This is a genomic window from Rhizobium sp. 05N49 (assembly GCF_056396805.1).
This window is the reverse complement of record NZ_JBFTME010000016.1, coordinates 60621-83154: the sequence shown is the minus strand read 5'-3', so window position 1 is coordinate 83154 and position 22534 is coordinate 60621. Positions and strand designations below refer to the sequence as shown.

The following is a 22534-nucleotide window of genomic DNA, read 5'->3' as shown; positions in this document are numbered from 1 at the left end:
CCAGATGTTACCATCTGGCTTAATACGGGTTGCGGCGGGCACCTCGGCTGCTGTAGCCCGCATCATGTCTCTCATCGACGCCTTAATCGAAAAGCAACCGGATTCTCGCTTGCTTGCGAACGTTACAAGGACCGAAGTTCGGAAACTCGAGGCCACAATTCAGGCACCACATCTGTTGGCCGATCGCCTGGGACATTCGAACTCGGATTTTCCTCTTGCAGACCACCAGCGTGAGGTCCTCGCACACCTAGCTAGGGCCGACGCGGGAGATATTTTGGCTGTCAATGGGCCGCCCGGCACGGGCAAGACCACGTTGTTGCTATCAGCGATAGCCGGAGCATGGATTAAGTCGGCTCTTGAAGGTGGCGATCCAGCCTTGATCGTCGCAGCTTCGACCAACAATCAAGCCGTTACAAACATCATTGATGCTTTTGGAAAGGACTTTGGCCGCGGCGAGGGGCCCTTTGCTGGACGTTGGCTACCGGCCATTCGCAGTTTTGGGGTATTTCTTGCCTCTTTCACCAAGGAAGCGGAGGCTTCGAAGAAATATCAGACTGAGACGTTTTTTGCGGATATCGAAAACAGTGATTACCTTGCCAAAGCAAGTGTCGCTTATCTCCGTGCTGGTCACGTCGCCTTTCCTGCATTGAAGCAACCCACAGTGTCGATGATCGTCGATGCTCTGCGCCAGCTCATCCAAGCAGGCAATAGTCGTCTTTTACAGGCAGACGACGTTCACCAAAGGCTCGCGAGCGCCAGATCTGAGGTCGAGAAAAAACTTGGAGCAAATCCAGAATTGGTGGTCCAGGCGCGACTAGCTGCAAAAATCGAAAGCGAGGCCATCACAACGCGCACGAATGAGATGCTGCGCAAATGGGAAGGCTGGCTTGCTCAAGAGTCGTTGCTCGTCTCGCTCTTCAGTTTCCTGCCGCCCATTGCTCGAAAACGCACGTTGCGTGCTCGTTTGCTCCTCCGGGAGCTAGGGGTCGATGAGGTTGTGATTAATGGAGCACGTATAGAGCATATAGACGCCGACCTGAGGGCCTTTGTCCGTAGCAACACGTCGAAATCGCAAGAAGCGATGGCGAGTTACACAGAAGCAGATGTGGCCCTAAAGGAGCTGCGCAAGCAGGAGATCGCGTGGCAGGAATTGTATGCGAGTCTAGGTGGAAAAGTGGGCGTCGTCCCAGATATCATCGAGTTTGATCGTGTCGCGGATCGGAAGCTGCGTTTCCCACTATTCTTGTTGGCAACTCACTACTGGGAGGGGCGGTGGCTTCTTGAGATGGAGAAGACGCTCCCTGTGCTTCAACGTATTCGAAAAGACAAGAAAGGCGAAAATGACCGCGACATAGTCTTATCGATGTGGCGTCGTCGCATGATGCTCACGCCCTGTGCTGTATCGACTTTTGCAACTCTCCCCGGAAAAATGACCTGCCGTGACAACATCACGGGCAATTTTCAAACCAATTATCTTTTCAACAACATCGATCTCCTCATTGTTGATGAAGCTGGACAGGCATTGCCAGAAGTAGCCGGACCATCATTTGCGCTAGCGAAGAAAGCCATGGTGATCGGAGATACCCAGCAGATCGAGCCGATCACTTCCCTTCCGTCGTCGGTTGACGTCGGAAATTTAGTCGCCACGGGTCTACTATCATCCCCTGATGATTTCGCGACGCTTCGGCGATTTGATGCAGTTGGCATCAGGTCGAAAACCGGTAGTGCGATGAGACTGGCTCAATCGGCATCCCGCTTCCATCCATACCAAAGCTTGGAACGGGGCCTTTATCTCTTTGAGCACCGACGTTGCTATGACGATATCATCCGATATTGCAACGAACTCTGCTACAAGGGAACGCTTCAGCCGAAACGTGGCACGGTCGTCGGCGCCGCCATGCGACCTATGGCCTATCTTCATGTGGACGGTATTGCCCAGGAGGCCGGAGGCAGCAGGTTCAACGTTCTTGAAGCGCGCACAATAGCCGCTTGGTTGGCCGCGAATGCGGCAGACCTTGGACAACGATATGGGAAACCTATTGAGAAAACCGTCGGCATCATCACGCCGTTCGGTCGCCAAGTGTCAGAGATCCGTCGAGCTTGCGAAGAAATAGGCATCAACGTTGGAAAAGAAGACGGAATCACCATCGGTACGGTGCACGCTCTCCAGGGAGCTGAGCGACAGGTCGTGATTTTCTCGCCAGTCTATTCCAAACATGCCGATGGTGGATTTATCGACCTATCGCCGAGTATGTTGAATGTTGCAGTCTCCCGGGCAAAAGATTCATTTGTGGTCTTTGGCGATATGGATAACTTCGCCGGCGCGGCGGCGGGAACGCCGAGAGGTTTGTTGGCTCGCTTCTTATTTGACAGTCAGCAAAATGAACTCGCATTCGAAGCGCAGGTCCGTGCCGATTTGTCGCCAAATTCTGCGTCGATCGAAGTCCTTCGGGATGCCGCCGATCACGATGCGTTCATGCTGAAGGCACTTGCGGACGCAAAACGAAATCTGACGATAGTATCGCCATGGATTAATATAGCCACGATGGAGCAGGTCGGCTTTCTTCCCGCCATCCGAAGAGCTAGGGAACGTAGCGTTCAGGTTGAGATTTTCGCAGATCCGATCCTGACGCGCGGCGCGGCAAATCGAGACACTTTTGCGGAGGCAGGTGACCTGTTGTCTGCGCAGGGCGTTTCTCTGCAAGGTGTTGAGCAGCTTCACAGCAAACTCGTCTGGGCCGACGAAAATCTTCTCGCGGTCGGATCCTTCAACTGGTGCAGTGCTCATCGATCTGGGGGATACGCAAGGCACGAAACCTCGATTGTCTATAAAGGTGCCCATCTCGAGACCGAAATTTCAATCTTGAAAAACAGTCTGAGAAGCCGAATCGCTCGATGAGGCCACTACTGCTCAGTCGAGTGTCGTCGCAGCTCATACAAACAGATAATCGTCTCGGTTGGCATAGTAATCTCCGTTGATTTCCAAAGTAGATTACGTCGCTTTCGGGCCCTGTCCGAGCGAGATCAAGTCCTGTTTGGACGTTTCTGATTGCGCCACTTTGGAACTGCGGTCGGTCCCTGCCTATTCTGAAGGCGTCACACGCGTCCAGAAGTCGTTGAACGCGACGGAATCGAAGAAGGCCGAGGCGCGTACGATACGGTCGTCGCGCATGTCGAGGAACCAGGCATAGGTATTGACGTAAGGTTTCCCGTCCCGGGCGATACCGCGGGCATCGAAAAAGACGATCACGGTGTCGCCGTCGGCATAGACGTTGCGGATCACGGGTTTCAGCGGGGCCTTCATGCGCGCGTTGAACGGCCGGATCACCTCGCGCAGGAACGCCTCGCGGCTCGGATAGGTCTTCGATGCCAGCGAGTAGCCCTCGATCGTCCAGCGGGCGTCGTCGGCGAGAAGGTCGTAAGGGCTGCCTGTGCCTGATGCCCATGCCTCAAAGCCGGCCTCGACCGCCGCCTTGTTGCGGCGCTCGGTTTCGGTGAGCGTCTGCGAGGCGGCGCGGGCTTCGAGCCCGATCAGGGCCAGGATCGCGGCTGCGATGCCGAGGGCAGCGTTGAAGATACGACGAACAAAGGGTGCCGGGCTGTGGAGCGTTGCGCTTGCGGTGATGGACATGCCTTCCTCCTGAGTTGGATCGACGACGCGGCACCCACTGGCAGGTGCCGCTTGCGGCGCTTGCCGCCGGTGATCTGCTTAGATCCGGTTTTCCCAGGCCTTGAGCTGATGCTCCTTAAGCATGTCCTCGATGACCTTCGGGACGACGTTGCGGAACTTGCCGGTATCGGCCGGGACGATCTCGATCATACGGTCGATCATTTCCGCCGGGTCCATCTTGCCTTCGGGGGTGGCAAAGAAGTCGTCGAAGCCGCTGCGCAGTTCGGCCCGCTTGGTAAAGTTCTTGCTGTCATCGAGCCAGCGGAACGGATTGTCGGCCATCGTTTCGTTGTAGCCGGTGTAATAGGCACCCGGATTGATCGTCTGGATCTTGATGCCGTAGGGGCCGAGTTCCTGCTGCAGCGCTTCGGCGATCGATTCCAGAGCGTGCTTGGTAGAGACATAGGTCCCCCAGTTGGCCGGAGTGAAAAGGCCGCCCATCGAGGAGGTAAAGACCACCTTCTTGCCATGGTTCTTGCCTTCGCGGATCCAGCGCTGAACGACGCCCTGGGTCAGTACCAGCGGCAGGAAGACGTTGACTTCGTAGTTCTTGCGCACGAGCTCGACCGGGATTTCCCAGACCGGACCGGCTTCGCCCATGCCGGCATTGTTCCAGAGAACGTCAAAATCCCAACGTTGCGCCTGCTTGATATCGTAGGGGTCGGTGAGGTCGAGGCGTTCGACGTGGAAGTTTTCCAGGCCGAGGGCGGCGGCTTCTTCGCGCAGCGGCGTGACCTGCGAGGAGACCTGCGCCGTCGCGATGATGGTGTGGCCGTTCCTGGCCATGCCGAGGGCGGCAGCCTTGCCGAAGCCTGAGCCTGCGCCAGTGATGAGAATGGTCTTCGTCATGATGACTTCCTTCGATGCGCTTGGGGTTGAAAATACTTCAGACGGCGATGGCGGCTGCTGCAGCCTGGGCAATGTCGAGGTCCTGGGCGACTGCCCCTCCGGACACGCCGACGGCGCCGACCACGATGTTGCGTCCATCGGTAAGGGGGATGCCGCCTGCGAAGACGACGAGGCCGCCATTGGTCTGCTCCAACCCGAACGATGTACCGCCGGGTTTGCAGAATTCGCCGATCGTTTCCGTGGGCATGGAAAATAGCGCAGCAGTCCGGGCCTTGTTGACGGCGATGTCGATGGAGCCGAGCAGGGCGCCGTCCATGCGTGCAAACGCCTTTATGTGGGCGCTCGCATCGAGGACCGCGATATTGGCGGGAACGCCGATTTCCCTTGCCCGCGCCTCACCGGCAGCGATGACTCTGCGGGCCTCTTCGATGGTGATCATGTCCCTGTCTCCTCTCATCGTTCAGGGGCGGCCCCGTTCGATGCGACAGGTTTAGGCTGGAAGTCGCGTGCCGTATTTCCATCTCTTGCTGCACTATGTGCAAATCTTGCGCCTGACGGACGCGCAAGGGGAACAGGCAAGCGCCTCAGGAAGGTGGATGGGTCGCTTATGAGGTGAAAAGCGCGCGGTACTGGCCCGGCGTCAGCCCCGTCATCTTGCGGAAGACGCGGGTGAAGTTTGCCTGCGAGCCGAAGCCGGTATCGATGGCGATCTCCACCAGCGAAGACTGCGCGAGCCGCAGCTTCTCCTTGGCTGCCTCGATCCGTCGCTCGGTGACATAGCGATGCGGCGCAAGGCCGGTGGCTGCGCGAAACACGCGGGAAAAGTGGAAGGGGCTGAGGCAGGCCTCGGCCGCAAGGTCCTCCAGCGATATCTCCGCCGCGATGCGCGCCTCGATGAAATCGAGGACGCGCCTCAGCCTCTTCGGATCGATGGTGGGTGTCCGCGTCGGCGGATGCCAGCGGGCGGACGAATAGGTCCCGAGCAAATGCGCCGCCAGCGCCAGCTGGATCCCATCGAGAAACAGCCGGTCCGTTGCTTCCAGTTTGCGATTCAGCACGCCACGAAAGAGCTCGCCCAGTTGCAAGATTACCGGATCGGGGACGCCGCCCGCGTACGCGATTTGCGCCCTGGCCGGGTCGATATCAAAGTTTGAAAATGCACTCTCGGCTACGAGTGATGGCGGCAGGAAGATGTGCAGGGACTCGGGCATGGTGCCGACAATCTCAACAGCGCTCTCATTGACGCCAGCTGGACATACCCAGGCAACGCCCGGTCGGGCGATAGCCTCCCGCCGGTGACCGTCGCCTGTCCATCTGATCTTCGACTGACCCGACAAAAGGACGGCTATCTCCGTGCATTCGAGCGTAAGGTCGACCTGCCAGCCCGGATCGAAACGCCGGAGCTCGACCTGCAGGCCCGAACATTCAACAAGCCCGCCCACCTGCTGACTGGTCGGATATTTTCTGTCGCCTTGCGATGCGTCGAAATCCATGTCGCATCCTCGTCGTGAAGATAGGCTGGAAATTTGGACTGATAAGCGCGAGGGGCTGAGTGCCGCCACTACGTTGCGATCTGCAATTCTTTTTTTGATTTATGAATGAAAATTTCGGGCACAGGCGCGCTGATATCGGGAGCCCGCGCACTGCAATCAGGATTTTGACGAAAATTCAGGCGAGCGCAAGTGCGATAGCCGAAAGGGCTGCTGTCAGCATGTCGGCGACGGACGTCGAGATTTTATCGGCTGATCGGCGAAAACTGACGGGAGAGGTATCGAGAAAGCGCCTGCTTCGGAATGATCTACGAAAACAGGCGCTTATCTCTGAAACTGGCTCCCCGGGCCGGATTCGAACCGGCGACCTGTCGATTAACAGTCGAATGCTCTACCGCTGAGCTACCAGGGATCACCGCTTGGCCGCGGCGTGAGCGGGGTAATACAAATGCTTTCCCGATTTGCCAAGCAGTTTTTTCAAAAAAATGAAATCAGCTTGTATTTGCAGCGCTTGGGCCCATCTCTTGTGGATGACTAGCAGCAAAAATGGGCCGAAAAAGGCCGGAGAAAAGCGTTTCGGCATCGATCACAGGGATGGCAAGCTTGTTCTCGGCTCGCTGCGGGTGCCGATGCCGCGCTCGCRTATCGCACGCATGATGACTGGAATGGTCCTCATTTTCGGCGGTTTCCTTGGCTTTTTGCCTATTCTGGGATTCTGGATGCTGCCGCTGGGCTTCATCGTCCTGTCTCACGACTTGCCGATAGCACGCAGATGGCGGCGCCGTTTGGCCGTCTGGTGGCATCGCCGGAAGCGGCCCGCGTAAGTTCGTATGCGGCTATGCCGAGAGAATCAGCGCCGCAGCGCAGCCTTGGATCCGTCAGTGCGGTGAGACAGCAGGGCTTGCAGTCGGAGCTGGAGAGATTGCTCCTGTTTCTGTAATCTCCGACAGGTGAGTTGGCAGTTCGCCATTCTCCTCGAGCGCCGTCGCCGTTATCGCGAGCACGCCGATGAGAATGATCAGCAGCTTTACCGCGTGGGAGCTGAGATTGGCTTTCTGCCAGCCGCTCTCGATACGCGAAGGCTCCAGATAATATTTATAGTAAAATTCCGGGTCGCTGGTTTCGACGAGGTTGTCATAAATATGCGGCGGCACCCCGACATGCCGCACTGAGCTGCGGCCGGCGAATTTGGCATGAAGAACCTGAGTCTCTGGGTCGTAGGAGACAGCGCGAATCTGCTTGGAATTCAAAGGCACCCAATTCATTTCAACTCCTGTCTCTCCCAGAGGTAGGATGGAATGACGATTCTGAAAGTCAAGTTAAGAGTTTGTTACTAATGTTTGAAGTTAAATTTCGGTTTAGCTAATATAGTGAAGGTGAAGGCGATCATTGTGATCGCAGATCGTTCCCTAGGGATAAATATAGGCGACAGGCTAATCTCGCTAAGATCTGTCTCTTGCGCGGCCGATAGACTTATGGTTGCGGACTGGGCAGCTGTTAGCCTAATTGTTGTTCAGCGCCGCCCGAATTTCCATCACGATGGACCTTTTATCATCAGCTGCGCCTGCGGCTGTCGCGGCGTCCTCAGACACCGGATCGGTCCTTGATCACTACGAGCCTTATGTGGCCGGAGTTTGAAATTGCAGGAAATGTTTTTGGAAAGCCCTCTTGCGATTTCCTTACGATCATTCTAAACGCTCGCCACGGCTAGCATGACAGCCTGTGAGGCCTCGTGGCGGAGTGGTGACGCAGAGGACTGCAAATCCCCGATAAAGTCAACAGAATCAATGGTCGTTCTGAATAAGAGCGCCGAAATCACGCCTTTTTCCCGTTTTTACCACCATTGATTTTGTTCATAAATTTCGGCTGTTCAGAATGACCGAAACGCTTCTTCGTGGCCTCCAGGACACGCTTTTCCGTCTCCTTCGCATAGCCCCGATAGGCCGCTGCCGTCTTGTGCTTTGATAGCACTCGACCCTGTCCTTCGGTCAGCCCGCTCTCTTCCAATTCCGTCATCCCGCCATGCCGGCATTTGTCCAGGCTGAACCCGACCGGAATCGATTCGCCGTCGTCGCGGAGCTTGTCGGCCATCTCTCGAACCTCGTGGGCGAGGTAGGTCCCATCCCCGAAAAGTTGGCCATTCTTCTTGCACACGATCGACGTGCCGTAGCGCGGCGTCTGGGCGAGGATCTTCTCTGCATCTTCGTAGAGCTTGATGAGCTCTCCCGTCTCTTCGTCGAGATATTCGAGCGGGTGCAGGGCGAGCTCGTCCGTCTTCCGATGCTTTAGGCGAATCTTGTCCGGGTGATCAGAAGCCCGGTATCCGGTCCATGGCGCGTAGCCGGCGCCGATCGAGGAGGGCCGCATGAGCCACTCGAAGGCCAGCACGGCAGCTGCGGCCAATTCCCCGCGATCGTGTGTGATGGCGCCGTTCGCGAAGGCGTAGACGGTCTCGCGGTCAACGTGGCCCTTGGTGGTCTTCTTCCGCCGCTTGAGGGTAACGCCTTCCCACGGGTTCGGTGTGTCGGCTCTGAACAGCTCAGGATGATGTGGCTTCATTCGCTTCCACATCGCCTTGCAGTACGTGACGACCTTTTCCCCTGTCCGATTGCCTCCATCGCCGGAAAACGCGTGGTAGATCTTCTCTGCCGTGCTTACGGCTATGTTCATGATCTTGATGTCACCGACGCGGAGTTCTTCGCCGGTCGACTCTCGCTTGATCTTCGCATCGCAGACGCGATCGAGCACGCGCTTGTAATCTGGACGACTGAACTCTGACACGCGTTCGAGGAAGGAATCGTGCTTCAGGTAGGCGTTCTGAAGCCACTCGACGGTGCCGTATTTTGATAGCGTCTCAACCGGCTCCATGGGGTTCCGCTCGGCTTTCCAAGCGTCGAGGCGGTCATTCCAGACTTTCGCGGCTGCGATTAATTCGTTTTGGGGAAGGTTTTCGCCGAGCGCGGCGCTCAGATAGGGGCAGCCGGCTTTGCGGTACAGGCTAGGGCAGGTCCAGTAATAGCCGGTCGAGCCACTGGCGAGCGTCTTGAAGGACGTGTACCGCGGCATTTCCACRGGCACCATCARTATGCCTCCGGCACGCCGCTTACGCTTCCYGGGTCGATYGCCCTGTCCAGATCGATCTTCCGCCACGCSCTGAACTTCCCTTTGYCTGTGCCGGTGTCAATGAACGGCTTCGGCCATATCGTTCCCACACGGCTCAGGAAGGCGTCAACCGTCTTCTCGCCAGCGTAGGCGGCCGCATGCTCGTCCCTGAGGACAGCAGGCCAGCAGCCGGTGGGGATTTCAGCGTGCTTAGTCATTGTCTCCCCGGTTTCCACAGGGGTTGTCCACAGGTGCGCCGATGGTCTGGCGTCTCTTCAGACTGAAGTCCGAGGTGAGTTTTTTGGTGGAACCCAAAGACCAGGCAATCATTTAACCGCGGTCCAATAACTCGAGGTAAAGCCCAATGAAAAAAATCATTCTTGCTGTAGCTCTGGCTTTTTCGTCCGTCATTGCCGCCCCGGCCGCTTCCTATGCGGACAGCATCATCATTCGTACTGATGACGGTCCGGGCCTGCATCGCGGCTGGGAACGTGGCGAGCACCGTGGCTGGCATAACGGTCACCGTGGGATGAGAGCACGAATGGTCCGCGAAGAATACCGGCGCCACCCGTCTTGCTTCACCAAACAGGTAACGACGTATCGGTATGGTGAGCGAGTCACGCGCACGACCAATGTCTGCCGCTAACTGAACCCAATTTCGCCCCATGGAGCCGGAGGGTAAGCCACTCTCCGGCTCCTGCCGTTTCGGCGGTTCGGTATAAGCGTCAGATCTGGGCCACTTGATGTTGACTCTGCCCTCACCGGGGAAGATACTTACACCATCATAAGCAGACGGATCGTTGGCGCTTGTGGCTGAGTGTTTATACGTGCACCCGCTGACCAACAGCAGTTGTGAAACGGGGGGTGGGGTGACAGCAGTCATCGGCGCGTAGCCTCCACGATGATCTCGATCGCAGCCTGTGTGTCGCCTGACACGCGCCAGAGCCGATCGGCTAGGGTGTTGGCGTCGATGCCGTGGTATTCCCACCAAGCCTGCTCGTGGCCTGTTTTGTGCTGGGCGTCGGGGCCGGTGCGATGCTCTTCGGGGAGAAGAGGGAGCGTCCAGTTGTCGCCGGCCTTCGTGCCTTTCCCGCRCATGTGCTTTCCGAAGCGCTTGTCTGGGAAGTTGACGTGAGCTGCCTCGCAGCCGAAGGCGCCCGAAATGACAGAGGGAAGCGAGGCCATCCAAGCCAGGTGGCGAGGGTCGCGGATTTCTGTCACTTCCTTTGCGCGGCGAGTGTCGGCGAAGGCTGTAGGTAGTCGGCGGATTGCGTAGGCCATCACTGAAGCGCTCCAATCCAGTCCCGTCCAAGGAACCTTTCGAGGTGGATCAGCGCTTCGTGGCGGTTGCCGCGGCGAAGGTGGTCGCCCGCTTCCAAAAGCTCATCGGCGTCAGTGCTGTTGAAGACGTTTGCCTTCTCCTTGGTCGCAGCGCGCTTTTGGATGACTGAAGCTTCACCTTCGGTGATCCACTTCGCGTCGATAAGCGCCTGTAACAGCTGCAGCTCGTCGAAGTCGTCGAGGTTGGCATCGACATCAATTCGCTGTGACGTTCTCTGGACCTTCCAGGTCATGAATGCCTCCCGATGCTCTTCGCCATCAGCCGCTCAAGCGGCGACATTTGATCTTCGACGGTCTTCGCCTTCAGAGGCGGCAGGCCAAATTTCTCGAGGTATTTGCGGGAGTGCTTCGCCCAGACCTTCCGGCCCCAGCTCGTCGAGGCGAACTCCCATGGGCGAGCGGCGCGCAGGGCTTTCTTGCGGGTGGCGAGATCGGCATCTGCCGGCAGGTTACGGTGAACCTCGCCGATGGTGTGAGAGGCGGTCTTCTGCCAGTCGATCATGCCGCTTTTCCTTTAGGCTCAGACCACTCGACGCCATGCTGCGCGCCGAAGGCGAAGATGATTTCAATGAGGTCGGTCATCTCTTCCTTCGAAAGGTCGGATGACGAAGTGCCGAGCGGCACGAAGCCGCTCCCGTCGATGTTCGGGACCATTCGGACTTGCTCGGACCTTTCCCGACGCAGCGCGTCGAGCATCACGAACTTCCAATCGTCAGGCGTGAGCTGTTGGCCGTACCAGGCGAGCTGGAGAGAAAGGTCGGTGAGCATCGCCCACATACGGTCATTCTGGGGGGTGGTGCGCTTCGGTCCCTTGAACTCGACACGGGTGTCTCTGGGCGCGCGCTGAATCCAGTCGATTGCCTTCTGACGAAAGTGGTCGTTCGCGAGGACGAGAAGCGCTCTGCCCATCTCAGCCTCCATTGAGCGGAGACAGCGCGGCAAGGCGGCGCGACTTGATCGCGAAGGCGGCTTCGATCATGTCTGCGTGGCCTTCGCTTTCCAGCACGGCCGGCGCGTCGAAGTCGGTCCAGACTTCCTCGACGCTGGTCTCGTCCTTTGCGCCGGCGAGGGCGGTCTCGATCTCGTCGAGGAAGTCACCGAGCGAAAACTCGCTTGCAGGTTCGTCCATGGGCTGCTGCTCTGGCTCGGCTTTGGCCTCGATCGTCTTGGAGGGAGGAGCGGGCGGCTTTGGAGGCTTGGGCGGTGTCGACTTGCTCTCGACCGGTTCAGCGGCCGGGGTGATATCGCGCATCTCTTCGGCGTCGGCGATCTCACGGACTTCGAACTCGTCGCGGATACCGCCAAGCACGTCGCCGAACAGTTCGCGGAGGCAGTAGCCAGCAGCGCGCCACGCCAGCATGCGCTGCGGGAACCGATACCAAGGGCTGTCGTTCGGCTTCTCCTCGTTCTTCTTGTCCCACTTGTTCCACTTCACGACCGTGGCCTTGGTCTGCCACAGTCCGGCCCGTTCGGCATCGGCCTGACTGAACTCGACGCGCTTCTCTTCGCTGGTGTCGAGCCGCTTGGCCTCGCAGAAGCCAACCATCTTGCCGCTGCGCTCTTCGCAACCGGTCCGGAGATAGGCGACCTTGCCAGACATGCGGACGACATTGATCAGACCATCGCCGTATAGGGCAGGTCGACCGTTGATCACGGTGAAGCTGCGAAGGCTCACCATTGGCTTTAGGCCGAGCTCGGCTCCGGACATGATAGCCACAGCGACAGCGGCCGCCGCATCATCGCCCTCCAGCTTGCCGATCAGTGCCGACGGTGCCAGACCGGAGGCGCACACAGCTCGTGCGATGCGCAGCGTCTCCTCGAAGGTCTGAGGGACGATGGCGAGGACATTGCCGCCGCCGGTGAGGGTTGGGACATGGCTATTCATGCCTTTTCTCCTGCGGCTTCGGGCTCGACGAGGCGAACGATCTTCTTCTGCGCCATCTCGGATTCGGGCTTAATAGCCATGACCTCGACGGTGGTTTCCCCGCGACCGGTCTCGACGACGACCTTGTCGCCGACGTTGACCGTGAGCTCGGCCGGGATGAAGTAGTCGTAGGTTTTGTCGTCCTTCTGCCATTTGAACTTCACGGCGGCGACGAGGAGTGCGGGTGCTTCGGTCATCATGCAGCCCTCTGTTCCGAACGGATCGCCATGCCGGCGAGCTCAACGCCCGAGCGGGCGGCGCGGTTGGCGAGTGTCTCGACGACTTCCTTGATTTCGGCCCGATCCTTCAGAGCCATGAGCAGCGCGTCGAAATCGGTGATCTCGGCAAAGACGAAGGTGCGGAGCGAAACCTTGGCGCCCGTCCGACCGGCGCTGGCGTTGCGGGCCTGCGCATCGCGCTCGGCTGCCGCCGCCTGCTGGGCAAGGCGCTCGGCTTCGGCGATGGCGTTGTTCTGCGCAGCGATAGCTGCCGCGTCGTTGTCGTTCTTCGCCGCAGCCTTCTCCGCTGCGACGCGTGCAGCGTCGGCCTCGCGCTGAATGCGGTCGGCTTCGGCACGGGCCGCAGCCTGGCGCTCGCGCTCCTTGCGGGCCTCCTCCTGCAGGAAGGCGTCCATATGGCGCTTCAGCTTCTTGCTGATCGCGTCGGGCTCATCCTTGAGGGCGCGCCACTTGTCGTCGACCGATCGGCCGGCGTCGAGGTGAGGCTGCTTCTCGACCTTGTGCAGGTCGGTGGCTTTCTTAGCGATCGTCGACAGACGCTTCGACCAGATCGCGGCCCGGTCGGCCCCAGCCTGCGTCGTGATCGGCTTCTTCAGGAAGGCTTCTGCCTGCTCGCGCTCTGCGGCGAACTCGACCTGCAAAGCTTCGAGAGGATCGGTCGGCAGGTTGTGGCCGATCGCCGGCGTTTCCGGCTCATCATCCCAGCCCGCGCCCTCGATCGCCTTGGTATAGGCTTCGTAGCTGATCGGGTTGCGGCAGCACCACGTCCAAATGTCAGAAGCATCAACCTGACGCTCACCGCGCATCGCATGCCACTTGCCGTCTTCGAACCAGATGGCGACGGGCTCCCACGGCTTGTCCTTGAAGCGGGTGCGATAGTACCCCTGCTGCGGGTCGCCGTCGTGGATCGGGCCGACGCGACTTTCCAGAGCCTCCTGCCACCAGTGCCACAGGTTCGCATTATCAACGGCTGCTGACATTCACATTCTCCTGGTTGGCGAGCTGCTGGCGGCGAAGGCCTTCGTTGCAGCTGGGGATCGATACGAAGAGGAAGAGGCCGCCCAAGATCACCAGCATGTGGTAGGAGACGAGGGCGTAGAACTGCCGGTCGCGTGCAGCCTGAGCGGCGGCGGCGCGGGCGTTGATGTCTGCCAAACGGGCTTGGATGTCGCTCATGGAAGCCGTGCCCCCTCGACGAGAGCAGACTGAAGCGCCGGAACCTCGCCGCGGAAGTCGGACAGACGGCTCGGCAGTGCCTCGACGAGGGCGTCAAGCTGGAAGCAAATCTGGCGCAGCTGGCGCTTGCCGTCTTCGGTCGGGCAGGACTTGGCCGCGTCGTAGGCCAGGTTGTTCAGGGCGCGCAGCGCCTCGGCATAAGAGACGTTACGCATAGAACTGATCCTTGTCGGTGATGCCCATGATCTGGCGGGCATAGTCGTAGTGACCGCGACGGGCGGAGATCGCCCCACGGACCCACAACGGGCCTTTCCAGGCATTGGCTTCGATGTACGGCGCGGCGAGGGCGCCCATGCGCTGGGCTTCGATCGCCATGTAGGCGTTGCAGTCGGCAATGGTGCGCGCTGCGTTCCAGCGAGCGTCACGCTTGGATTGTTCCGTTGAGATGTTCGGGAAGTGCTGCATTGCTCATCCTCGTCGCCGTGGCGTTTTGCCGATGAGTGAACGTACGTTATGTACGATATCAAAGCAAGTACATTTTGTACGATTTTGAGCGGTGCAAAAACTTTTCCGATCCAAGAGAATCGATTCGACTCTCGAAACCGCTTCTGCTTTCATAAGAACGAAAGGAGAACGGAATGGGGTTGGCGGCACTCAAGGGATCGGCATGGTTCATGCTCCATATCCGGTGCGAGAACTGCATGAGAGACAGCGAAAGAACGGTGGAGTTGCCAGTCGGCGACGACGTGCCGCGAGACGCAGAAGAGTTGATCGAGAGCGCTTTCCTCGGACAGCTCACATTCAGGTGCCAGCCGTGCGGAAGCGTCATCGGCCGGCTAGTAGGGATTACAGGAGCTAACGCTTATGACGACTGAGCGAGAAGTACTCGAATTCATCATCGTCCCGCCGTTTGAGCGGCGGGCGGCAGTTGCGGCGGTCAAGGAGCGTCTAGAGCATCACTTGATCTGCCGCTTCCCCGGCTATGGCTTCAAAGTCGGGCCGTTCGCGCCGGTCGGGGATGACGAGGAGTTCTGTGTTCTACCGATCATGAACTTCCTTGGCGATGACGGCAGAAGCTACATGTGCTTGCCGCCAAAGCGTTGGTTTGTGCAGGAGATCGCCGATGCGTGCCGTGAATTCGATGTCAACGGTTTAAGGCACTTCGCTGCGTGAGAGACCGTTATTTTGCGGTGTACTGCTGATGAGGATGCTGAACCATTTCAGGGTACGTGTACTGCAGGCGCCCTTCCGCGACGAGCGATTGAACATATTTCGTCGAAACGTGCGCAGAAGACTTATCAAGGAGCCTAGCGATCTCCGCCAGTGACAATGCTCTCCACTTGCACAGGCGAACAATCAGGTCCATCGCAGTCTCTGGCTTTAGGCGCGCTTGAAGTTGCGCCAGAAGCACATCCTTTCTGAGCTTGTCGGGCATTTCCGACATGATGACTTGTAAGAACCTGTTTGGCTCCACGTCATCTGTCTTAGCATCCATGGTAGCGATGCTCTTAGTAGTTGAACCATCCTTGTTAGCGAGCTTGGCGAACGCAGGACCTGGCACGTAGGTGTTTTTAGACCCTGTAAGGGGCTCCACGATCAAATCCAGAGTGCGTAGTTTTCTTAGGCTCTTCGAAGCTGTCAGCGTGTCTACAGAATTCAATCCCCGGTAAATCGAGTTGCTGATAGCACCAACCTCGCGAAGGAAAATCATTCCCTTCATCTGGTCTTGCGTGAGGTCTAGCGATTTGAAGTTAGATAGCCACGCAACATCCTTTTCGTCCAGAAAATGATGGAACAAGAAGGTCGCCGTAAATTCGTCGAGCGTCCTGTCGGAATCAAAAGTGGGAGAGGCCAGCCCGCTTTGCTCCATCAATCTCTTCATCACGCGGATGCCACTACCTTTAGTTTCCGCGTAGCGAGTTTCGTGGAGTACTTCGGCCACCACCGGATTTCTTATTGCAGATCCGGATTCATCAAACCTTTCCTCAGCTTTCAATGAATATCCAGGGTTTTTGATAACTAGGCGGTTTGGGTATCTCAGAATTTGGACCGGCTTGTTGACCCGATAGTTTCTGTGCATCAAGGCGTTCACCACCGCCTCGCGGATAACACGAAATGGCAAGACCGAGGTTTCTGTGCGCTGGCCGCTCTGGTGATTTTCAATCTTGAATGCTTTCGGCAGGTCGTCTGCTATAGCAGCCATGATCTTCTGCGCGACAAGAAGCAGTGACCCACGCATCTCCAAAGCTTCGAAAGGCATATCGGTGTCCTCAGCCCATCCTAGAGAGGGGACACGGATATAATCGAACCGCATGCTGGGAAATTGTCGTCGTAACGCGGCTTGGGTTCCGAACAGCAAAAGTCCCGCGAGAGTGCAACGAATTCTCCCATCGCGGATCCTGACAGCACCAAGTGCTTCCAACATGTCTTCGTCGCTCATTTCCAGCTCGGCTGCTGCTGGATAGGCTTCTTTCCGAAATCTGCGGTAAGCTTGTATGGCGTTTTTATCCAGATCGTTCCACGACGCGTCCTTAACGATCTGGCTATCAGCTGACTCATGACTCTGATCGATGAAGAATGCCGTGAGATCTTCATCGGTACAGCGGACATCTGTTGGTCCAGACCGCCGAAATGCGCCTTTAGGCAAACCCGTGGCTTTGAAGTAAACAGGTTTTTGCGCCTTGCCGGATTCGGGGACGGCGATCTTCAGAACTATCTTTTTGCCAACTTTTTCCGGAGTAATGCTGACACGGACTGGCGAATTGAACAGCGAATTGCAGGCGGAGGCGATATCACTGCTAAGCTTATCGGGATCTCTGACGCCCGTGGCAGTGTATAACGGGAACAGTCCCATTTCCCGCGAGACGCCGAGCAGAACAACGCCACCGCCCAGCTCGGGCTCGTTCGCCATGGCACATATTGTTTCGTATAGGGATTTCCCTGGGTCGGCCCCGCTTATCGCCTTAGCTTCAAGATCTTCAGATTCGTCAACCTCGTTAAGCCTTTTGATGAGATCTGAGGCGGATCCTGGCAGTATCATCTCAGAATCCTGGCATTTCGTTCATCACGCGTCTTACAATGGCTATGACCTGGACCGTCACGCCGTCATCAGTATCATGTTTCCGCTGGACGATAATCGGCTTGTGCTTTGGGTTTGTTGAGCGCGGATGGAACTCTGCTCGATCAGGGAACAGCTCAAGTTGCTTTACCGACCATTCGCGGAAGTGCCCGCTGTCTCGCGTTCGTTCGACTACCACCACCATCCCAGAGCGCAGTTCGACCTGGTGCTCGATATCCTCGTAGGACAGACATACCAGACGGTCGCCTGAAAATATGGGGCGAGGGCGCAGGTCATTCATGCTGTCGCCGCTGCAATCGAAGACCAACTGGCGCGCATTTGGAAACCTTTCGTCGCGGGGAAGCATCACCTCAATGGATTCCGATTGGTCGAACTCGTCGATCTCACGGAAGGTGCCAGCCTCGACGACGCCGGCTACGCGGCCAGCGACCATGCCAACGCGGCTTAACGTGATCTCGCTGATGACGGGCGGAGATCCTTCCTCGCCACTGTCCCCGAACAGAATCCAGCCTGCTTTTACCCCAAAGAGCTCGCCGTATTTCTCCGCCGCTTTCTTCGAGATAGCGCGGTTCCCGTTTTCATTGCTGATCAGGGTGTTCTTGTTGATTTCACGGGGAAACGCGTTGGCCGCGTCGGTCGGGCTTTGAAAGCCTGCCGCCTCGCGTGCGCGCTTCAATCTGTCCTTCGGTAGTTCCATTCGTACATTATGGCCGAAAATTATCGTGCAATGTGTACGATCTACTCTTGTCAATACGTCGTACCTTTTGTACGATATCGGTCATGAGTAAAACACCTTCTTCCATTTCAGCCCTTATTGACGAGTGGGAAACCATCGGCGAGTTCGCAGCTGACGTCGGCTGCGGGTACGAGGCGGCCCGACAGATGAGGCTGCGAGAAAGCATATCGCCCCGGCACTGGGATGGCGTCATTGCCGCCGCGAGCCGGAAAGCCATCAAGGGCATCGATTGGAAGTGGCTTGCCAATCGTCACACCTCTTCCAGGAAGGCTGTTTCAGCATGACCGAAGCACGCGGCGTAGCTCGTGACCAACTCCGCGCCTTCATTGAGCGCATCGAACGTCTCGAAGAAGAAAAGAAGACGATCGCCGACGACATCAAGGATGTCTATGCGGAAGCCAAGGGCATGGGCTTCATCCCTGCCATGATGAAAAAGGTGATTGCGCTCCGGAAGAAAGACGAGATGGAGCGGATGGAAGAGGAGGCGATCCTCGATACCTATCTGCACGCCCTCGGCATGATCTCGCAGCCGGATCTGTTTGAAGAGCCGCATCCTCCGGAAACCGGAGAGCTGATCGATCCCAAGCTCGCCCAGACCATCGTCACCGGCATGCAGACCGAGATCGGTCGCAAGGCACTTATCGCCGCCGTCGATATCATGATTGCCCGCGAAGAGGCGGAAGAAGAATTCCACACGAACCTCGAAGAGGAAGGCGAGGCCAAGGGGAGGTCTTCTGTTGAGGCGGAGGATCGGACCGAAGGAGATGCAGACCGTCAGCGGTCTCCCAAGGCCGGAACGACTGACGGCGGGCGGCAGGGCGACCGAGAGCAGGTAGATTCGTCTCCTGTCCCTGCATCCAATCCTGAGAAAGACACGGCTCTCGATGCGAGTGCCGGACGCCACAGCCTCGACGCGGAAATGATTGGCACTGTAGCCAGTGATGGAAGCGTCGGCGCCAACACAGGAGGCGACGATGTAGACCGCAGCGTAGAGCGCGCGTCCGGGCGACAGCAGGACACCCATACCTTGAACAACCGGCTGGATGGTGTGCCCGTCCAGTCGGTCAAGAAGCCCCTTCGGCCTCTCTGCCGGAACCCCGGCGACAACTGCGGCGGCTACGGCAGTACGCACTGTGCCTCCTGCCTTCGGGCATCCAAGCAAGTTGAGGTGGCAGCATGATCACCGCTCCGCACATCAAATCCCGCGCCGCGCTGACGTCGATGATTATCGACTTCACTTCGAGGGGCGGCGAAATCCGCAAGTTCGATCGCGGCTTCACCAGCGACTGGATCTATCTCCGAGATGTTTTCAAGAGCTTCGGCTACGAGCTCCGGACGGACCGAAAGCTCTACATCGTCCACAAGATCGGATCGAAGGGCAGGCCGAAGCGTCTGGGCCGAGTGCAGGCCATCCGCGAGATCGACCGCGTTCTCGTCGAGAACGGCATGCAGCCGTTCATGATCACCAAGCATGAGTTTCGGGAGGCGCACCCATGACGCCGATCCTCCATCCAACCTCCATCGATGCACTGGCCCAACGCGCCATTGAACGCGGCGTCGGGCTCGACCGAAAGCAAGTTTCAAGACCGGGAGCGAAATAGCCATGTGCAATTTCCGAGTAGAGCAGAAGGTTGTTTGCGTCAGGGACGACTTCGCGAGGGATAGATACGCCGGGGTCGGATATCCTGAACAGGGCAAGGTCTACACTCTCCGGACCGTTGAGTTTGACGATCGCTATAAGCTGACGTTCGTCAGGCTCGCGGAGATCCGCAACCCTGTCCTCATGTACCAGGGCGGGATGACCGAGGTGTCGTTCGATGCGGAAGCGTTCCGGCCTGTGGCCGAGCGCAAGACCGACATCTCCATCTTCAAGGCGTTGCTGACGCCGAAGACTGAGCAGGTGCCGGCATGAGCGCTCTTGGCCCGATATTCCTCGCCCTTGTCATCTTCGGATTCCTCTTCTGCGCGGCGATGGCGATCGCTCCCGCTCTTCTGTCGGGAAAGATCCGCCACGAAGAGAACGCGGGTTTGCACCGTAGCCGGCACCCCGCGAACACGAACTGACGGGCACCTCCTCCCGCCCGTCACGACTGGTCCAGGTTACCCCCACTCTCCCGAGCGCCTGGACCAGTCACCTTTATGCGGACCCTCTTATTCGCCAGACGCAAGACGACGGCGTCAGTGACTGAGACAAGAGGTTCCCAATTGTCAGGTGGCGAAGGCGGATCGCCACCTGCAGCAGAACCGGACGCGGCGGATGTGTCGGTTCTGCGGAATGGAATGACGGCATGCCCACGCGGCGGGCCGGCGACCGAGGGCGAAGGCCCGGCAAGGCTTTCTCCTCTGTCGTTTTCAGAATCGGTCCTGCGCATCGGTGCCTCCTTGAACAAGAGCAACTTTGCACAGGGCGAGAACCACATGTCGGAAAAGTCACCCGGGAATCCGGGGAAACGAAAACAGGGCGTGAGTAGGCAGATGGATGACGTAGCAACAGCGAACTTCTTGATCGCGGAAATCGGAGCGAGGCGCCACATCGGCGACATGTTCCGCTCCGCTTGCCGGGAATTGCGAGCGCGGTTCCCTCATCGAGACGATCCCGAAAACCAATGGACCGAGCGCCGCCTGAGAGGGTGGTGGAACAACGAGAGCCGCACCGTGAAGCACTTCCAGATGGTCGAGCTCTACGAGACGGCGGAAGCACTGCGCAAGGCGAGGAACGAGCATGCTGAATACATCAAGAAAACCGCCGCTCTTCGTCAGATGGCTCAGCTTCGATCGGCGGCACTCGATCGCGATGTGGCTCAGGGATAAGGCCGCTGGCCTGGCCGAGTGGGTATGCCCGGAACTGAAGGAAGAGGGAAAGTGATGCAGCGCTCTCTTCCACTGGTGTTTCCGAGAACAAGTGCCACCCGGTCGCTCCGCGTGCTCGTGGGGTGCGAGTTCACTGGGACCGTCCGGAACGCGTTTCTCGATCGCGGCCACGATGCATGGTCATGCGACCTTTTGCCGGCAGAGAACGGCAGCAACCGACATATCCGCGGTGACGTGCGAGACTTCCTCGCCGACGGCTGGGATCTCCTCATCGTCGCTCATCCTCCATGCACGCGTCTATGCCGTTCCGGCCGCCGCTGGCTATCCGGTCCCGGTAACATGACACCCCCCAAGAAGCTGCCGAACGGGCGCACGTGGGAAAGTATGAAGGCTGAGTTCGAAGACGGCGTTGACCTCTTCGTCTCTTGCTGGCGGGCGCCGATCGATCGCGTTGCTATCGAAAATCCGGAAATGCACGATCTCGCCAAAGCCAGAATGCCTGAGGACCTTCCGCGTCCGCAGATCGTCCAGCCGTTTTGGTTCGGACACCCAGAATACAAGGGGACGGGCTGGTATCTCCGAAATCTTCCTTCGCTTCAGGAAACCGATCGCCTCCGCGAGCCGGAGAAGCATACGGAGGAATGGAAGGCATGGAACCGGGTCTGGCGCATGTCGCCCGCCGCTGATCGAGGCAAGGAGCGCAGCCGGTTCTTTCCCGGCATGGCGTCGGCGATGGCCGATCAGTGGGGCGGCTATGCCTTCGATCAGTTCCAATTGGAGGCAGCATGACCGAACCCTCCGAGATGATCGCCTGGCTCGATCGCCGCATCGCCTCCGCCATCACCTGGCTGGATGACCACGGCAAAGGCTCAAAGAAGCCCCGTCCAGACCACGAGATAGAAACCAAGGAATACGACATCGCCCGCTTTGAGGAGATCAAGGCGGCGTATGTGAAGGCATTGGCGAAGAGGGAGCAGGCGGCATGATCGAAACCCGCTCCATTCTCGACGGCCGCTGCACGATCTACGTTGGTGATTGCATCGAAGCGATGCGCGCAATGCCGGCGAACTCGGTCGATTGCGTTGTGACGTCGCCACCCTATTGGGGGCTGCGCGATTACGACGTGTCCGGTCAGATAGGCTTAGAGCCGACGCTCGGCGAGCACCTGGAAAAGCTCGTCGAGGTGTTCCGTGAAGTGTGGCGCATCCTGAAGCCGACCGGAACGCTCTGGCTTAACTACGGCGACTGCTATGCCACGAAGCCGAACGGCAAGTCGGCAGAAGCCTACAAGGCAGACGGCAGCGACGACCGAACCTTCCGCGACAAGCCTTTTTCGACCGTCGGGCCGATCCATCCATCGTCTGGCGCATCCATCAACCGCGGCAAGCGCACAAGCAATCGCGCGGGACAGGGTGGACGATGGGGAGGCGGGAACAACCCTGCGACGGGTTATCTGAAGCCTAAGGATCTTTGCATGATCCCGAACAGGTTGGCGATCGCCCTGCAGGATGACGGTTGGTGGGTTCGTTCCGAAATCATCTGGAGCAAGACAAACCCGAAGCCCGAGTCGATCGACGATCGTCCGGCGGCGGTTCACGAGAAAATCTGGCTTCTGACCAAGAGCGAGCGCTATTTCTTCGACCCGGAAACGCTGAAGGAGCCAACGACCGGCAACGCTCACGCGCGGCGCAAGGATGGCCAATACAAGCCAGCCAAGGGTAGCACGGCCGGCCAGAACCGCGAGGGCACGTGGGTCGAGACCTATGTTCCGGAGCTTCGCAACGGGCGGAATGTATGGACTTTCAATATCGAAGGGTATCGCGGCGCGCACTTCGCCACATTCCCGCGTGAGCTCGCTCGCCGATGCATTCTGGCCGGCACGCCTAAGACGGTCTGCGGGTGCTGCGGCGCGGCCGAAGGCTGCGGCCCCATCTGCGCTGGCTTCGAGCGCGTCCCTGGCGTTGTCCTAGACCCGTTCGGCGGCTCCGGAACCGTCGGCCTGGTCGCGGAACAGCACGGCTACCGCTCTGTGCTGATCGAGCTCAACCCTGAATACGCCGAGATAGCCGAGCGCCGTGTTGCTCCTCCTCGAGCAAATAAGGAGGCAGCATGATCGT

Annotated in this window: 29 protein-coding genes, 1 tRNA gene and 1 pseudogene; 12 read left to right on the top strand and 19 right to left on the bottom strand. The window is 58.4% G+C overall.

All coding sequences use genetic code 11. From position 1 onward, the window contains the following. Window positions 1-64: 64 nt before the first annotated feature. On the top strand, window positions 65-2899 hold the full coding sequence (locus tag AC1DF8_RS26660; protein ID WP_478155676.1) for an AAA domain-containing protein: 2835 nt from the start codon (window positions 65-67) through the stop codon (window positions 2897-2899). Between the two features lie 183 nt (window positions 2900-3082). Here AC1DF8_RS26660 and AC1DF8_RS26655 read toward each other — a convergent pair whose 3' ends face one another. From AC1DF8_RS26655 to AC1DF8_RS26635, 5 genes are all read right to left on the bottom strand, one after another. Next, window positions 3083-3631, bottom strand: coding sequence for a nuclear transport factor 2 family protein (locus tag AC1DF8_RS26655; RefSeq protein ID WP_478155675.1), 549 nt, complete (start codon window positions 3629-3631; stop codon window positions 3083-3085). Between the two features lie 78 nt (window positions 3632-3709). Further along, the gene (locus tag AC1DF8_RS26650) at window positions 3710-4519 is read right to left on the bottom strand and encodes an SDR family oxidoreductase (protein ID WP_478155674.1); all 810 of its coding nucleotides are present in this window, start codon (window positions 4517-4519) and stop codon (window positions 3710-3712) included. 37 nt (window positions 4520-4556) lie between these two features. Beyond that, window positions 4557-4958: a GlcG/HbpS family heme-binding protein gene (locus tag AC1DF8_RS26645; RefSeq protein ID WP_478155673.1), complete on the bottom strand. Its 402-nt coding sequence runs from the start codon at window positions 4956-4958 to the stop codon at window positions 4557-4559. Between the two features lie 166 nt (window positions 4959-5124). Next, window positions 5125-6012, bottom strand: a complete 888-nt coding sequence (locus tag AC1DF8_RS26640) for a helix-turn-helix domain-containing protein (protein ID WP_478155672.1) — start codon at window positions 6010-6012, stop codon at window positions 5125-5127. A 334-nt stretch (window positions 6013-6346) separates the two neighbouring features. Next, a tRNA-Asn gene (locus tag AC1DF8_RS26635) sits at window positions 6347-6421 on the bottom strand. 118 nt (window positions 6422-6539) lie between these two features. On the opposite strand from AC1DF8_RS26635, the gene AC1DF8_RS26630 reads away from it, so the two are divergent. Next, window positions 6540-6833 carry a hypothetical protein gene (locus AC1DF8_RS26630; RefSeq protein ID WP_478155704.1) on the top strand — a complete coding sequence of 98 codons (294 nt, stop codon included), beginning with the start codon at window positions 6540-6542 and terminating at the stop codon, window positions 6831-6833. 54 nt (window positions 6834-6887) lie between these two features. Here AC1DF8_RS26630 and AC1DF8_RS26625 read toward each other — a convergent pair whose 3' ends face one another. After that, on the bottom strand, window positions 6888-7274 hold the full coding sequence (locus AC1DF8_RS26625) for a KTSC domain-containing protein (protein ID WP_478155671.1): 387 nt from the start codon (window positions 7272-7274) through the stop codon (window positions 6888-6890). A 550-nt stretch (window positions 7275-7824) separates the two neighbouring features. After that, a complete protein-coding gene (locus AC1DF8_RS26620) occupies window positions 7825-9090 on the bottom strand; it encodes a hypothetical protein (RefSeq protein WP_478155670.1) in 1266 nt (421 codons plus the stop codon). A gap of 385 nt (window positions 9091-9475) precedes the next feature. On the opposite strand from AC1DF8_RS26620, the gene AC1DF8_RS26615 reads away from it, so the two are divergent. Further along, window positions 9476-9757 carry a hypothetical protein gene (locus AC1DF8_RS26615; protein WP_478155669.1) on the top strand — a complete coding sequence of 94 codons (282 nt, stop codon included), beginning with the start codon at window positions 9476-9478 and terminating at the stop codon, window positions 9755-9757. 233 nt (window positions 9758-9990) lie between these two features. On the opposite strand, the gene AC1DF8_RS26610 is transcribed toward AC1DF8_RS26615, so the two are convergent. Genes AC1DF8_RS26610 through AC1DF8_RS26565 form a run of 10 tightly spaced genes read right to left on the bottom strand, consistent with a single transcriptional unit; the run spans window position 9991 to window position 14256 of the window. Beyond that, entirely contained in the window at window positions 9991-10395 is a 405-nt protein-coding gene (locus AC1DF8_RS26610) for a hypothetical protein (RefSeq protein ID WP_478155668.1), read from the bottom strand. Beyond that, on the bottom strand, window positions 10392-10685 hold the full coding sequence (locus AC1DF8_RS26605) for a hypothetical protein (protein ID WP_478155667.1): 294 nt from the start codon (window positions 10683-10685) through the stop codon (window positions 10392-10394). Before AC1DF8_RS26605 ends, AC1DF8_RS26610 begins: the two co-directional genes overlap by 4 nt. Continuing rightward, the gene (locus tag AC1DF8_RS26600) at window positions 10682-10954 is read right to left on the bottom strand and encodes a hypothetical protein (protein WP_478155666.1); all 273 of its coding nucleotides are present in this window, start codon (window positions 10952-10954) and stop codon (window positions 10682-10684) included. The genes AC1DF8_RS26605 and AC1DF8_RS26600 overlap by 4 nt, the downstream gene beginning before the upstream one ends. Beyond that, window positions 10951-11361 (bottom strand): recombination protein NinB, encoded by a 411-nt coding sequence (locus tag AC1DF8_RS26595; protein ID WP_478155665.1) that lies wholly within the window; start codon window positions 11359-11361, stop codon window positions 10951-10953. The genes AC1DF8_RS26600 and AC1DF8_RS26595 overlap by 4 nt, the downstream gene beginning before the upstream one ends. A gap of 1 nt (window position 11362) precedes the next feature. Then, window positions 11363-12337 carry a recombinase family protein gene (locus tag AC1DF8_RS26590; protein WP_478155664.1) on the bottom strand — a complete coding sequence of 325 codons (975 nt, stop codon included), beginning with the start codon at window positions 12335-12337 and terminating at the stop codon, window positions 11363-11365. After that, window positions 12334-12576 (bottom strand): primosomal protein N' family DNA-binding protein, encoded by a 243-nt coding sequence (locus AC1DF8_RS26585; protein WP_478155663.1) that lies wholly within the window; start codon window positions 12574-12576, stop codon window positions 12334-12336. The genes AC1DF8_RS26590 and AC1DF8_RS26585 overlap by 4 nt, the downstream gene beginning before the upstream one ends. Then, window positions 12573-13595 (bottom strand): hypothetical protein, encoded by a 1023-nt coding sequence (locus tag AC1DF8_RS26580; protein WP_478155662.1) that lies wholly within the window; start codon window positions 13593-13595, stop codon window positions 12573-12575. The genes AC1DF8_RS26585 and AC1DF8_RS26580 overlap by 4 nt, the downstream gene beginning before the upstream one ends. After that, complete coding sequence (locus tag AC1DF8_RS26575; RefSeq protein ID WP_478155661.1) at window positions 13579-13791, bottom strand: hypothetical protein; 213 nt, start codon at window positions 13789-13791, stop codon at window positions 13579-13581. The genes AC1DF8_RS26580 and AC1DF8_RS26575 overlap by 17 nt, the downstream gene beginning before the upstream one ends. Further along, window positions 13788-14006 carry a hypothetical protein gene (locus AC1DF8_RS26570; RefSeq protein ID WP_478155660.1) on the bottom strand — a complete coding sequence of 73 codons (219 nt, stop codon included), beginning with the start codon at window positions 14004-14006 and terminating at the stop codon, window positions 13788-13790. The genes AC1DF8_RS26575 and AC1DF8_RS26570 overlap by 4 nt, the downstream gene beginning before the upstream one ends. Beyond that, window positions 13999-14256 (bottom strand): hypothetical protein, encoded by a 258-nt coding sequence (locus tag AC1DF8_RS26565; protein ID WP_478155659.1) that lies wholly within the window; start codon window positions 14254-14256, stop codon window positions 13999-14001. Before AC1DF8_RS26565 ends, AC1DF8_RS26570 begins: the two co-directional genes overlap by 8 nt. A gap of 399 nt (window positions 14257-14655) precedes the next feature. On the opposite strand from AC1DF8_RS26565, the gene AC1DF8_RS26560 reads away from it, so the two are divergent. After that, window positions 14656-14964, top strand: a complete 309-nt coding sequence (locus AC1DF8_RS26560; RefSeq protein ID WP_478155658.1) for a hypothetical protein — start codon at window positions 14656-14658, stop codon at window positions 14962-14964. 7 nt (window positions 14965-14971) lie between these two features. On the opposite strand, the gene AC1DF8_RS26555 is transcribed toward AC1DF8_RS26560, so the two are convergent. Together AC1DF8_RS26555 and AC1DF8_RS26550 are read right to left on the bottom strand one after the other, a co-directional pair. Next, complete coding sequence (locus AC1DF8_RS26555; RefSeq protein WP_478155657.1) at window positions 14972-16831, bottom strand: ATP-binding protein; 1860 nt, start codon at window positions 16829-16831, stop codon at window positions 14972-14974. A 1-nt stretch (window position 16832) separates the two neighbouring features. Next, window positions 16833-17567 (bottom strand): peptidase S24, encoded by a 735-nt coding sequence (locus AC1DF8_RS26550; protein ID WP_478155656.1) that lies wholly within the window; start codon window positions 17565-17567, stop codon window positions 16833-16835. Window positions 17568-17650: 83 nt separating this feature from the next. On the opposite strand from AC1DF8_RS26550, the gene AC1DF8_RS26545 reads away from it, so the two are divergent. The 8 genes and pseudogenes from AC1DF8_RS26545 to AC1DF8_RS26510 all read left to right on the top strand — a co-directional run bounded on the left by AC1DF8_RS26545 (window position 17651) and on the right by AC1DF8_RS26510 (window position 22530). Next, entirely contained in the window at window positions 17651-17890 is a 240-nt protein-coding gene (locus AC1DF8_RS26545; RefSeq protein ID WP_478155655.1) for a hypothetical protein, read from the top strand. Further along, window positions 17887-18138, top strand: a pseudogene (locus tag AC1DF8_RS26540) (DUF2312 domain-containing protein); the annotation flags it as partial. The gene AC1DF8_RS26545 and the pseudogene AC1DF8_RS26540, both read left to right, overlap by 4 nt. 644 nt (window positions 18139-18782) lie before the next feature. Then, window positions 18783-19103 (top strand): hypothetical protein, encoded by a 321-nt coding sequence (locus AC1DF8_RS26535; RefSeq protein WP_478155654.1) that lies wholly within the window; start codon window positions 18783-18785, stop codon window positions 19101-19103. A gap of 106 nt (window positions 19104-19209) precedes the next feature. Then, window positions 19210-19518, top strand: coding sequence for a hypothetical protein (locus AC1DF8_RS26530; RefSeq protein WP_478155653.1), 309 nt, complete (start codon window positions 19210-19212; stop codon window positions 19516-19518). 293 nt (window positions 19519-19811) lie between these two features. Continuing rightward, window positions 19812-20417: a hypothetical protein gene (locus tag AC1DF8_RS26525; RefSeq protein WP_478155652.1), complete on the top strand. Its 606-nt coding sequence runs from the start codon at window positions 19812-19814 to the stop codon at window positions 20415-20417. A 54-nt stretch (window positions 20418-20471) separates the two neighbouring features. Continuing rightward, the gene (locus AC1DF8_RS26520; protein ID WP_478155703.1) at window positions 20472-21206 is read left to right on the top strand and encodes a hypothetical protein; all 735 of its coding nucleotides are present in this window, start codon (window positions 20472-20474) and stop codon (window positions 21204-21206) included. Beyond that, window positions 21203-21403: a hypothetical protein gene (locus tag AC1DF8_RS26515; RefSeq protein WP_478155651.1), complete on the top strand. Its 201-nt coding sequence runs from the start codon at window positions 21203-21205 to the stop codon at window positions 21401-21403. Before AC1DF8_RS26520 ends, AC1DF8_RS26515 begins: the two co-directional genes overlap by 4 nt. Next, entirely contained in the window at window positions 21400-22530 is a 1131-nt protein-coding gene (locus AC1DF8_RS26510) for a DNA-methyltransferase (protein WP_478155650.1), read from the top strand. Before AC1DF8_RS26515 ends, AC1DF8_RS26510 begins: the two co-directional genes overlap by 4 nt. Window positions 22531-22534: the final 4 nt, after the last annotated feature.